The sequence below is a fragment of the Nocardia sp. NPDC051463 genome (assembly GCF_040681975.1).
Classification (GTDB): Bacteria; Actinomycetota; Actinomycetes; order Mycobacteriales; family Mycobacteriaceae; genus Nocardia.
The window spans coordinates 858,725-870,511 of record NZ_JBFBAB010000001.1; the positions used below are offsets into that span (position 1 = coordinate 858,725).

The 11,787-nt window shown below is 66.2% G+C and carries 12 protein-coding genes; 7 read left to right on the forward strand and 5 right to left on the reverse strand.

Annotation, left to right across the window (positions count from 1 at the left end):
• Positions 1 to 315 precede the first annotated feature (315 nt).
• From AB0M74_RS03870 to AB0M74_RS03880, 3 genes are read right to left on the reverse strand one after another with little or no spacing between them, the layout of a single operon-like run.
• Positions 316 to 2,028, reverse strand: a complete 1,713-nt coding sequence (locus AB0M74_RS03870; protein WP_364901321.1) for an ABC transporter ATP-binding protein — start codon at positions 2,026 to 2,028, stop codon at positions 316 to 318.
• A complete protein-coding gene (locus AB0M74_RS03875) occupies positions 2,025 to 3,857 on the reverse strand; it encodes an ABC transporter ATP-binding protein (RefSeq protein WP_364901323.1) in 1,833 nt (610 codons plus the stop codon). Before AB0M74_RS03875 ends, AB0M74_RS03870 begins: the two co-directional genes overlap by 4 nt.
• A 33-nt stretch (positions 3,858 to 3,890) precedes the next feature.
• Positions 3,891 to 4,871 carry an alpha/beta hydrolase gene (locus AB0M74_RS03880; RefSeq protein WP_364901325.1) on the reverse strand — a complete coding sequence of 327 codons (981 nt, stop codon included), beginning with the start codon at positions 4,869 to 4,871 and terminating at the stop codon, positions 3,891 to 3,893.
• Positions 4,872 to 4,943: 72 nt separating this feature from the next.
• Between AB0M74_RS03880 and AB0M74_RS03885 the strand changes: the two genes are divergently transcribed.
• The 3 genes from AB0M74_RS03885 (at position 4,944) to AB0M74_RS03895 (ending at position 7,361) form a co-directional block, all read left to right on the forward strand.
• Positions 4,944 to 5,726 carry an AraC family transcriptional regulator gene (locus AB0M74_RS03885; RefSeq protein ID WP_364901327.1) on the forward strand — a complete coding sequence of 261 codons (783 nt, stop codon included), beginning with the start codon at positions 4,944 to 4,946 and terminating at the stop codon, positions 5,724 to 5,726.
• 259 nt (positions 5,727 to 5,985) lie between these two features.
• Complete coding sequence (locus tag AB0M74_RS03890; protein WP_364901329.1) at positions 5,986 to 6,831, forward strand: metalloregulator ArsR/SmtB family transcription factor; 846 nt, start codon at positions 5,986 to 5,988, stop codon at positions 6,829 to 6,831.
• Positions 6,828 to 7,361, forward strand: coding sequence for a dihydrofolate reductase family protein (locus tag AB0M74_RS03895; protein ID WP_364901331.1), 534 nt, complete (start codon positions 6,828 to 6,830; stop codon positions 7,359 to 7,361). Before AB0M74_RS03890 ends, AB0M74_RS03895 begins: the two co-directional genes overlap by 4 nt.
• Here the strand turns inward: AB0M74_RS03895 and AB0M74_RS03900 are convergent.
• Entirely contained in the window at positions 7,353 to 7,556 is a 204-nt protein-coding gene (locus AB0M74_RS03900) for a hypothetical protein (RefSeq protein WP_364901333.1), read from the reverse strand. The genes AB0M74_RS03895 and AB0M74_RS03900 overlap by 9 nt on opposite strands.
• Between AB0M74_RS03900 and AB0M74_RS03905 the strand changes: the two genes are divergently transcribed.
• The 3 genes from AB0M74_RS03905 (at position 7,555) to AB0M74_RS03915 (ending at position 10,402) form a co-directional block, all read left to right on the forward strand.
• Positions 7,555 to 7,761: a hypothetical protein gene (locus AB0M74_RS03905; protein ID WP_364901335.1), complete on the forward strand. Its 207-nt coding sequence runs from the start codon at positions 7,555 to 7,557 to the stop codon at positions 7,759 to 7,761. The genes AB0M74_RS03900 and AB0M74_RS03905 overlap by 2 nt on opposite strands.
• A gap of 107 nt (positions 7,762 to 7,868) precedes the next feature.
• On the forward strand, positions 7,869 to 9,608 hold the full coding sequence (locus AB0M74_RS03910; protein WP_364901337.1) for a DUF3556 domain-containing protein: 1,740 nt from the start codon (positions 7,869 to 7,871) through the stop codon (positions 9,606 to 9,608).
• 308 nt (positions 9,609 to 9,916) lie between these two features.
• The gene (locus tag AB0M74_RS03915) at positions 9,917 to 10,402 is read left to right on the forward strand and encodes an NUDIX domain-containing protein (protein ID WP_364901339.1); all 486 of its coding nucleotides are present in this window, start codon (positions 9,917 to 9,919) and stop codon (positions 10,400 to 10,402) included.
• Here the strand turns inward: AB0M74_RS03915 and AB0M74_RS03920 are convergent, their stop codons facing one another.
• Positions 10,403 to 10,978: a TetR/AcrR family transcriptional regulator gene (locus AB0M74_RS03920; RefSeq protein ID WP_364901341.1), complete on the reverse strand. Its 576-nt coding sequence runs from the start codon at positions 10,976 to 10,978 to the stop codon at positions 10,403 to 10,405. It abuts the gene before it with no gap.
• A gap of 91 nt (positions 10,979 to 11,069) precedes the next feature.
• Here AB0M74_RS03920 and AB0M74_RS03925 point away from each other — a divergent pair, with 91 nt between their 5' ends.
• Positions 11,070 to 11,783: an alpha/beta hydrolase gene (locus tag AB0M74_RS03925; protein ID WP_364901343.1), complete on the forward strand. Its 714-nt coding sequence runs from the start codon at positions 11,070 to 11,072 to the stop codon at positions 11,781 to 11,783.
• Positions 11,784 to 11,787: the final 4 nt, after the last annotated feature.

The following is an 11,787-nucleotide window of genomic DNA, read 5'->3' on the forward strand; positions in this document are numbered from 1 at the left end:
GGCGGCCCGAAGTCGATCCGGCCGTTCCCGCAGTCGCCGGTACACGTGGTCGACTACCTTGCCGCACTCACAGCATCCCATCAGCAAACAGGTGGCGGAGTGTGTCTGTCAGAAGTCGATGAATTCGAGCCCTGCGACGTCATGTCTGGGCGCGACCGGCCGGCGAACCCGAGGCAGCCCTAGCATGCCCGCACGTTGCCGAGAAAAGGACCGAGCCGCAGGTCGGCGTGTGGATGCCTGATGCCGAACGGGGCTCCCGGTACGACTGAGGGTTCCAGACCTTCTCGCCGCCGAGAGTCCCTGTGCCGACGTCGCCTACCCGGCAACGGGTGCCATCGAAATGTTCCAGAAATCGGCGTAGCGGCCGCCGCGGCGCAGTAGCTCCTCGTGGTTGCCTTCCTCCACGATCCGGCCACCGTCCAGGAAGGCGACGCGATCGGCGCGTCGCACAGTGTGCAGTCGGTGCGCCACCATGACCACTGTCCGGCCCGCCATCAGGCGCTCGATACCCGCGTGGACGGCCGCCTCGCTGACCGGGTCCAGCGCCGAGGTCACCTCGTCCAGCAGCACGATCGGCGCATTCTTCAGCAGTGCTCGCGCGATCGAAACACGTTGGCGCTCACCACCGGACAGCAGTGCGCCGCCCTCGCCGACATGCGTCGCCCAACCGCCGGGCAGTCGCTCGATCACTTCGTCCAACCGCGCCGCGGCGGCCGCCGCTCGCACCTCGGCGTCGCTTGCGTCGGGACGGCCGAGACGCACGTTCTCCTCGATCGTGCCGTCGAAGAGATAGACATTTTGGAAGACGATGGCGAACTGCGACATCAGCACCTCGGTGCTGATCGCGCGCACGTCCGCACCCCCCACCCGCACCACACCCGTGTCCACGTCGTGGAACCGCGCGAGCAGCTGCAGCAATGTGCTCTTACCCGCACCCGACGGTCCGACAACGGCAAGCCGCTGCCCCGCTGACACCGACAACGACAGGTCATCGATCACCGTACGAGCGCCGTGCCGGAAGGTAGCGGACTCGAACTCGAGGCCATGGTGCACCGGCAGGATCGGTTCGCGGGTTGCTGGGAGCGGCTCGGTCCGCAACACGGTGTCGAGCCGAGCCAGCTCGGAACGCGCGGCGCGCAGTTTGCCACCCATATCCGCCAGCGACAGCACCGGGTCGGCGCAGCGTGCGGCGAGCACCAGAATCGTCAAAACCTCTGCCGCACCGATATTCCCACCGAGCGCGAGGTAGGCTCCCAGGCCCAGCAGCGCGGTGAGCATTGCCTGCACCGTGAGCGTCAGACCCACCACACCCGGCAGTGCCGACAGAGTCGAACGACGGGACGCACGGTGGAGTCCGGACAGCGCGTCGTCGAGCGATCGGAAGCGTTCGACGACGCGCCCACCCGCCCGCAATACCGGCTGCGCCTGGACGTATTCGATGACTCGCCCCACGGCCTCGTCACCGCGTTCGATGCGCTCGGCATCGGCGGCGGCCATCGCCCGGCCGGTCCAGATCTGGACCGCCGCCACCACCGGTGCGGCGACCAAGGCGGCCGACCCCATCCGCCCATCGAAGGCGAACATCACGACAACGATCGTCAGCGGCGTCACCGCGGCGGAGATGAACGGTGCCAGCAGATGCGCGATCACGCTCATCGCCTGCAGGATTCCCCGGCTCGCCAGCACCGACACCTCGCCGACGCGACCGGGGGTGAACCAACCGATCGGCAATCGGGCCACATGATCACCGAAGCGGTGATAGACACCTCGCAACATCGCCCCCGCGGCGCGGAAACCGGCCAGATCACTGCCGTAGCGCAATGCCGCGTACACCGCGACCGCGCCGCCGAATGCGATCAGCCAGGGCCAGGCATCCGCGGGGGCATTCCCGAACAGGGCCCGCAGCACCGGAACCACCAGGGCGTAGGACATACCTTCGGCCACGGCGGTGATCGTCATCAACGTCATGGTGCGACGGATCGGCCGGGCGTACTCGTGTCCCAGCACGTGCAGCAGCATTCGTATCATCGGAGCTCATCTCCTCGCAGCACAGAGGCTTCGGTCTCATCGGTGATCGCGGATCGGTGCGATCGCCAGAACTCGGCGAACTTTCCGTTCCGCGCCAGCAGTTCGGCGGGCCTGCCACGCTCGACGATCGACCCGTTCTCCAGCACCACGACGGTGTCAGCGTCCGCGACCGTCGTCAGACGATGGGCAATGACCAGAATCGTCCGCTCGCCCGCCAACGTCGAAAGAGTCTGGCGCACCGCCTGTTCGGTCTGTGGGTCGGCGAAGGCGGTCGCCTCGTCGAGGACCAGCAGCGGCCGGTCACCCAGCAGCGCCCGGGCGAGCGAAATCCGTTGTGCCTCACCACCCGACAGTTCGACATCGGCACCGATCACCGACTCGTATCCGCGTGGCAGCTCGAGAATTCGTTCATGGATGTGTGCCAGGCGAGCGGCGCGAACCACATCATCGAGGTCGGCATGGGGCACCGCCAGCGCGATATTGTCCGCAACCGATGCGCGTAGCAGCCGAACGTCTTGGAATACGAAGGAAACCTTCCGGTAGAGCTCACTGCTGCCGAGCTCGCGCAGATCGACTCCGCCCAGGGTGACCGAACCGCTGGACGGGTCGAAGAACCGCGGAAGCAGGGACACCAGTGTGGATTTGCCACTTCCCGACGACCCGACGATCGCGGTGACCGTGCCGGGTTCGAGCACCAGGTCGATCCCGCGCAGCACCTCACGATCGGCTTCGTAGCCGAAGCGGACGGCACGCATTTCCACCCGATGCCCCTGTGGTGCGACCGGGCGGGCGGGCTCCGGCAGCGACGGCTCGGCGAGCACGTCCCGGATCCGGCCTGCCGCGCGCCGAGCGGCCTGCAGATCGTCGAAACCGTGGCCAAGAGCCGCGATCGGAGCGGTCAGTCCCAGTCCCAACAGCAGGAAGGGCAGCAGGTCGGCCGGTGCCAGCGAGCCGTTCGTGATCGCGACCGTGCCGCCGATCAACACGACGAGCAATACGAACGGCGGCGACAGCACCAGCGCGAGCCCTGCGGCAATCGGGGCGAGACCGAACACCCACCGGAGAAAGGAGTCGGTGAAATCGTTGGTGGCCGTGTGGAATTTCCGGTGCGCGCGTTCGCCGCCACCGAATGCCTTGACCACCGCGATGCCCTGCACGAACTCGATGGCCGCATTCGAAATCTGCCCCATGGCCGCGTCGAGATCCAGCTGCTCGCGCCGGCGCTTCGACGTCATCATCAGCGGGATCAACACCACCGACAGCGCCACCGGGATCATCGTGATCAGCGTGAGCCGCCAGTCGATGGTGAACAGGTAGATCAGCGATACCAGCGGCACCACGAATGCGGAGACGAGCTCGCCGGGGGCGTGGGCGATGAGCGGATGCACAGCACCCACGTCCTCCCCCACCACCTTCGCCAATTCGCCGGTGCGGCGATCGGAGAGCCAGCCGATCGGCACGCGGCCCAGCCGCGCGGCCAGTTTCCGGCGAAACGACAGTTCCACCCGGGCGTCGAGAAGATGCCCGATTCCCGACGATGCGGCCGTGAACAGCAGTCGGACGAACAAACCGACCGCACCCGCGATCACGACGATCTCGATGTGGCCGTGATCGATCGGGCCGGGCGACAACAGAGTTCGCCCCAATTCGACGATAGCCAGCAACGGGGCCAAACCCGCGACAGCGCCGATGACCTGGAGGATCATCACGGCGGCGAAAGTCCCCAGGTACGGGCGCAGCAACCCCGCAACGCTCTGTCCTGCCGCGGAATCGGCCCCCGATAGTGGTGTGGACTGCTCGCTCGCCTCGGCGAGGTCAGTGGTGGTCATAGCTCTCCCTCTGCGTGAAACTCGGCGCGGTTTCTACTGCGCCGGTATGCCCGAACGCTCCGGCAGATGGCTGCGCAGGTGGGCGAGGATTTCGGCGCGTGCGGGCCGGGCCGCGGGCACCACCCCCGGCAGGCACAGGAAGGCGTGCACCGCTTCCGGGTAGCGGGTCAGCGTCACCTCGACACCCGCCTGTCGCAAGCGTTCGGCGTAGGCCGGAGCCTGATCTTCCAGTGGGTCCAGACCCGCGGCTTGGATCAGGGCCGGGGCGAGTCCCGCGAGGTTGTTGCTGTCCAACGGCGAAATCGAACGGGAGTCGAACGATTCCGGAAGCGCGATGCGCTGCACAGCACGGCAATTGGCCGGTGTCGCTGTCGGGGCGTTGGCGTTCTCGGTGAACGAGGGGTACTCGAAGGCGCGCGCGGTCCAGTCGAACTGTGGATTGATCAGCACCTGGCTGCGCACCGACAGTCCGAGTTCATTCGCCCTGATCGCACAGAGAGCCGCGAGTGTGGCGCCCGCGCTCGAACCAAGCAGTGCGATCCGGGTGGGATCGGCTTCCCACACCGGGGCCAGCTCCACGAGGTGGAGTACGGCATCGTAGGCGTCCTCGATCTGTGCGGGCACACGGTGCTCGGGCGCCAGCCGATAGTCGACCGAGGCCACCACCGCCGGAGTGTTGGCCGCCAGGTGACTGAGGAGCCAATCGTCCTGGTCCGGTGCGCCGACGATGAACCCACCGCCGTGGAACGCGACGATCAGCGGCAGCGCCGAGCCGCTGCGCTCGGGCTGGTACACGCGGACATCGAGCCGACGACCGGGCAGATCGAGGGTGCGTGTAGTGATTCGCGCGCCACGATCGGGCTTGCCGGTCACCAGCCCGACGACGGCGGACCGGCGCTTGCGGTACTGCGCTGCACGCAATTCGATGACCTGATCCGGAGTGATCGAATCCCAGTCCGGTTCGGTGGTGAGCGCGGCCAGAATCCGAACTCGCAGTGGAATTTTGCCTCGCATGATGTGCCCTCCGGCTCCTCGTGGTGCTCGTCGGCCGCTGTCTTCGGGCGGCGTAGCGCTACCCTGGCAGCTGTGACCGTGGGTGCGCTTTCGGAAATATGCGGTCCGGCACAATCGCCGGTGGTGTGGATGCGGACGGGTCACACCGGTTACATCGGGCCGGAGCTCGGCGTCGATCCGCATTCGCCCTCCGTCGCGGTGCTCAGCGTCGGACTGGACGGGCCGTTCGTCCTGGAGACCGCAGCACACGGGGACGTAAACACCGGCAGCTCGTTCGCCCCCGCCCGCGCGATACACCGCGTCGTCGCCCCCGAGGCGTGGATCCTGCTGCTGTTCGTCGACACCGCTGGTACGCCCGCCACCAGCATCGCGGAGGAGATGACGGCGACCGTCGGCCCGTACGGGCTCGGCCACCGACGGGAACGGGAGCTCATCGAGCTCTGCCGTGCCGATACCGTGGATCCGGACCGAATCTTCGCTCAGGCCATAGCCGATCACGCACCGGCCGCCGACCCTCGGATCGAACAAGTCGCGGCGGCGATCCGCCAGGACCCGAATCGCCCCTTCCGGGCCCAGACGATCGCGGCGAATCTGGGCCTGTCCACCACCCATTTCCTACGCTTGTTCACCCAGCAGTCCGGTACCACGTTCCGCGGGTATCAGCGATGGACCCGCGTCATGCACGCGCTCCGGGACGTCGCGGCAGGCCGCGATCTCACGCGCTCCGCCACCGACGCCGGTTTCGCCACCCCGTCCCACTTCAGCGAAACCTTCCACCACATGTTCGGAATGTCCGCCACGGGAGTACTACGCTCCGGTATCCGCTTCGATCTCGGAACCCTGCCTTCGCCTTGATATTTCGATAACCGCGCCGTCTCCTTAGGGCGCGGTTATCGAGGCGAGCTCGACATTCTGCCGGAACACCTCTGTTTCGATGAGTTTTCGATGAGCCCACCGGCGTGCCGCCGAGCCCACTCACCGGGGACTTCCCGTCAGCCGACTCCGTCGATCACCCACAACAGCCCGTGACGCGACGCGCTTGCAGTCCCCAGCGATCTGACCTTTTCGGAATATTCCTTGACAAGAATATTCTCTCTAGCGAATATTTTGCGGCATGGACCGCATCGCATCAGCACTCGGAGACGGCGCGCGGTGGCGCATTGTCGAACTCCTCGCCGATCGACCCCGGTCTGTCGGCGAACTGGTCGAGCTGACCAGCTTACGCCAGCCGCAGACCACCAAGCACCTGCAGACCCTCGCCCGTGCTGGCCTCGTCACGGTCTTCCCGCTCGGGCAACGGCGCGTCTACGCGCTCGAGCCCGCGCCGCTGAACGCCCTCGAGCGCCGACTGCGAGAACTGATCGAGACCACCGAGGCGCACGAGGACGAGCGAAACGTCATCGCGCGCTATCGCGCCGCGATCGAAGCGGAATCCGTTGTCGCGGAACGAGAACGGTGGGCGGACGGGCGCGCCTACTCGTTCGAGCGTGTGCTGGCCGCGCCCCAGGACGCCATCTGGCGGCATTGGGTCGACTCGGACCTGCTCGCGTCTTGGTGGGCTCCGTCGCCGATGACGGTCACCGACTGCGCCCTCGAGCCGAAGCAGGGTGGTCGCGCCGTCCTCGAGTACCGCGATGCCGAGGGGCGGCGGTACCGCTCGGAGGGACGGGTCCATGCCGCGGAGGCACCAGGGCATCTCGTGTTCGACCTTTCGGTGCTGGACGCGGCGGGGGAGGTCTCGTTCACCGGCCACTACGACCTGACTCTCGCCGCGGACCCGGTCGGCACTCGACTGCGGCTCGGTATGCGCATCAGCGAAACGACCGTCGAGGCCGTCTCCTATATCGCCGGAATCGAAACCGGCTGGGGCCAGGTGCTCGACAACCTCGCCGACACCGTCGGCACGTCTGAGCACACCACCAAGACAGCGCACATCGAGGAAAAGGAAGCACAGCCATGACCAACTCGCCCGGACGTACGGTAACCGCGAATCTCGCCCTCACCCTCGACGGGCGTTACAACGGCCCCGACGGACCTGACGATCTGAACGCGATCCTCCCCTACGTCACCACCGAGGTCGCGCGAAACCACCTCACCCGCATCTGGGAGGGCGCGACGACGGCGCTGCTCGGCAGGCGCAACGCGGAAGGGTTCCTGGGGTACTGGGCGACGGTCGCCGCGGACGATAACGCCGATCCGCGCGATCGCGGATACGCGAAGTGGCTGGTCGACACGGAAAAGGTGGTCCTTTCGACCACCTTGACCGAAGCGCCCTGGGAACGCGCCCGCGTGATGAACGCCCCCGCTGCGGAAGTGGTCGCCGAACTGAAGACCGCCGGCGCGGGCGACATTCTCGTCAACAGCAGCGTGAGCGTCATCAAGGCGCTGCTCTCCGCCGACCTGCTCGACCGGCTGTACCTCATGATCTGCCCCGAGATCGCCGGGGGTGGACAGCGGCTGTTCGACGACGGCCTGCCGAGTTCACAGTAGAAGCTCACGCACCAGGAGATCGGCGAACTGGGCGAGATCGCCATGGTCTACGACCGCGCACGTCGATAGTCGCGGTGTGCGGCCCTCCAGCACAGCGACTGCGTCCGCACGGCCACCGACTTTCTCGGGCTGTGCAGGCGCAACACCGTTGCGACGCAACGGCATGGTCGGCGCCGCCGCGGTGACAGCCGACATGATGCGGCCACTCCTGGAGACGAACGTCCTCGGTAGCATGCGGAGCAACGCGGTGGAGCCCGGCGATACCGCGACAGATCTGAACGGGCGCCTGGGCACGCAGACCGTTCAGCAGGGCGCCGAGATCATCGTTGGTATGGCTGAGCTGACACTCGATGGACCCACCGGCGGCTACTTCGACACCACCGGCGCCCTGCCGTGCTAATCACCGGAACCGGCGATTGACAGCAAATGCCGTACCTGACAACGTATCGAAGGGCATCGAGGTCCTGATTCGACTGACCTCGGTATCGTCGAATCGGAGCGTGCTCGATGGGGTTTCTCGAACCCGACCTACCCGCGGTCGATATGGCGGAGTGGAGCAAAGGCACTCGGAGTGCGCGCATCCGGCCCATGACCAGGCATTGGGCCGAGGTGGGTTTCGGGACGCCGGTCGCGCTGCATTTGTTCTATGTCGGCAAGGTCGGTCTCTATATTCTCGGTGGCTGGCTGATCATGCTGTCCACCACAGGCATAGACGGATTCACCGATGTCGGCGATTGGTGGTCGGAGCCGATCGTGTTCCAGAAGGCTGTGCTCTATACGCTGCTGTTCGAGGTGGTCGGACTCGGTTGCGGGTTCGGTCCGCTGAACAACAGGTACTTCCCGCCGCTGGGCTCGATATTGTATTGGTTGCGGCCGAGGACAATTCGGTTGCCGCCGTGGCCCGGTCGTGTTCCGCTGACCAGTGGCACCACCCGCACCCCAGTAGATATCGCACTGTATGCGGGGGTGCTGATGGCAACGTCGGTCGCGGTGCTGTCCGACGGCACCGGGCCGGTAGCGGCGCTGGACACGACGGTGGGGTTGCTCCCGGTCTGGCAGATCGCAGTAATCCTCGGCCTGCTCGCGGCAATCGGGTTGCGCGACAAAGTGATCTTTCTTGCGGCGCGCGGCGAGATCTATGCCACCCTGGCCGTCACCTTCCTATTTTCCGGCGCCGACACGATCATCGCGGCGAAGGTCGTTTTCGTGGTGATCTGGATGGGCGCGGCGACCTCGAAGCTGAATAAGCATTTCCCGTTCGTGGTGTCGACGATGATGTCCAACAGCCCGGTGCTTCGACGAAAGTCCCTCAAGCGCATGTTCTTCGAGAACTTCCCCGACGACCTGCGGCCGGGTCGGTTGGCGCGCATCTTCGCGCACGGCGGCACGGCCGTCGAGATGGCTATTCCCTTGGTGTTGTTCTGCTCGCACGGTGGCCTGCTGACAACGCTGGCCGCGGCCGTGATGGTGGGATTCCACCTGGTGATTCTGACCGCCGTTCCCATGGGGGTGCCATTGGAATGGAATGTCTTCATGATCTTCGGTGTGCTGGTGTTGTTCGTCGCGCACGCCGATCTCGGGCTCGGCAGTCTGGACAACCCAGCGCCGGTGGCGCTGCTGTCCATCGTGATCGCGGGCATTGTGATCACCGGGAACCTGTTCCCGCGCATGATCTCGTTCCTGCCCGGCATGCGGTACTACGCAGGCAACTGGGATACGACAATGTGGTGCGTCAAACCCTCGGCCGCGGTAAAGATCGGCCGCGGCATCGTGGCGATCGCCAGCATGCCGCAGGCTCAGTTGGAGCGGTTCTACGGGAAGGACCGGGCCCAGATCCCGATGTTCATGGGATATGCCTTCCGCGCCATGAACACTCACGGCCGCGCGCTGTTCACCCTGGTTCATCGAGCCATGCCCGCCGGCCGCGAGGACGAGTACACACTCACCGACGGTGAGCGCATCTGCAGCACCGCGCTCGGCTGGAACTTCGGCGATGGACACCTGCACAACGCGCAACTCATCGCCGCGATGCAACAGCGTTGCCACTTCGACCCCGGCGAAGTTCGCGTCGTGCTGCTCGACGCCCAGCCGATCCACAAGCAGACTCAGGAATACCGTCTCGTCGACGCCGCGACCGGCGAATTCGAGCGCGGCGTTGTGCATGTCGCGGACATGGTGACCCGCCAGCCGTGGGCCGACGATGTGCCCGTGCATGTGCACCGCGGTAACGAGACCGACCGCACCTGAGGGCGGCCACGATCACGACAGCGTGATACTTCGGGACAGAGCAGTCTGCTTCAGGATCGACGTTCCCGAGAGCTTCGCGCGCAAAAGCTCACCAGCGCAGGAGAACTCTGCCGCGGCCTGGATCGCCCGCCCTACCCGCCCCCACCGAGGCAAAGGCGCAGGCAAACGGAATCCGTGCTCGCCATAGCAGGACGCACCCGCGCAGGAAGGGTGATGGCCCGACGCTGAACCGACGGGATATTCTCCGGCACAATCGATCAGCCCGATCGTCGATAGCGGCGCCGTCGACCGCGGTTTACTGTCGGACCATGGCAACCCCCGACTTCATCCACACCATCCGGGCCGACGCGGGCAAGCAGCTGCTGTGGTTACCCGGCGTCAGCGCTGTCGTCTTCGATGACGAGGGCAGGGTGCTATTGGGACGGCGAGCCGACACCGGCACATGGGCGGTCATTGCGGGGATGCCGGAACCGGGCGAGCAGCCCGCGGCGTGTGCGGTTCGAGAAGTGTACGAGGAGACCGCCGTTCGCTGTGTCGCCGAGCGCATCGTGATCGTCCGCGCGATGCCGCCGCATACCTACCCGAATGGTGACATCTGTCAATTCATGGACATCACGATCCGGTGCCGCGCCGTCGGCGGCACGGCACGGGTCAACGACGACGAGTCGCTCGAGGTCGCCTGGTTCGACGTGTCCGCAGTGCCGGAACTGCCCGAACACGATCTGCTGCGCATCGAGCAGGCACTGTCCGGTGGGCCGGTGTGGTTCGAGCAGGCACCTGAACTCGATCGTTGATCAGTGCGCGGCGGCCCCTTGCAGGACGAGATCGACTGCGCCGCTGAGGTAATCCGGCGACATGGGCTGGTCACGGAGCAGAATTCGGAACCAGATCGCGCCGGCCAGCAGGTCCATGATCGTCGCCGGATCCGCCGTCGGGGTTAGTTCGCCACGGGCGATCGCACGCTGGAACATCGGCTGTTCGTGGGTGAGGCGCTCGGCAAAGAACGTGCTCGCCACCGCCGCCAGCTCCGGCCTGCGAGGGGCCGCGGCGAGAACGGTGGCGACGATCGGTGCGGTCTGTTCTCCGGTCAGCAGTTGGGTGATCTCCCGGGCCAGCGCGAGGAGGTCCCCGCGCAGGCTGCCGGTGTCCGGCATCGCGAAGGCGAGCAGGTCGGAGTGGACCAACGCGGCGGCCAGCACCGCGTCCTTGGACGGCCACCACCGGTAGATGGTGGTCTTGTTGACGCCGGAGCGACTTGCGATGGATTCGATGGTCAGACCGTCATAGCCCTGTTCTGCCAGTAGCTCGAGGGTCGCGACGAAAATCGCCGACGCTTGCCGTGGCCCTCTTCGGGCGCGTTCTTCGCTCACCCCGTCAGACTACAACGCAACGTTGCGTTGTATTAGGTGGCGGTATACCGTCAAATGCAACGCAACGTTGCGTTGTTGATTGGAGTGTGGAATGAGCCTTCCCTTGGTATTCGTGCACGGCATACGGCTGAGCGGTATGTCATGGTCGGTAGTGCGCGAGCAGCTCGGCGAGCACCCATCGGCAGCCGTCGACCTGCCTGGACACGGTGCGCGGCGCGGCGAACAGTTCACGCTGGCCGCCGCCGTCGACGCAGTCGCCGAAGCGGTGGACAACGTCGGCGGCCACGCCGTGGTGGTCGGGCATTCGCTCGGCGGATACATCAGCGTCGCCGCGGCCGCCCGGCATCCAGAGCGCGTGGCCGGGCTGGTGGTCGCCGGAGCGAGCTGCGTGCCGAGCCGCGGCCTCACGACTCCGTTCACGCTGATGCATCGCGTACTCTCGCGGCAACCGGACGGCGGCGAACGGGCCAGCGGTCGCATCTTCGACTCGATGCTCCCACCGCGAGTGGCCGACGCGATCAAACACGGTGGGATAGCCACCGAAGTCATCCCCGACGTGGTCCGCGAGAGCCGGCACTTCGATCCGCTCACCCATCTCGCCGAGTACCCCGGCCCCCTCTGGCTGATCAACGGCAGTCGCGACCACTTCCGCATCCACGAACGGCGATTCCTGGCCGCGAGCACCGACAGCCGACTCCTCATCACGCCCCGGGCCGGTCACTACCTCCCCTTGGCCCAGCCGACCGAGTTCGCGCGATACGTCCTCGACATCTCCCACGCGGTGGCCGGACAACACCAGCAGTAGGTGC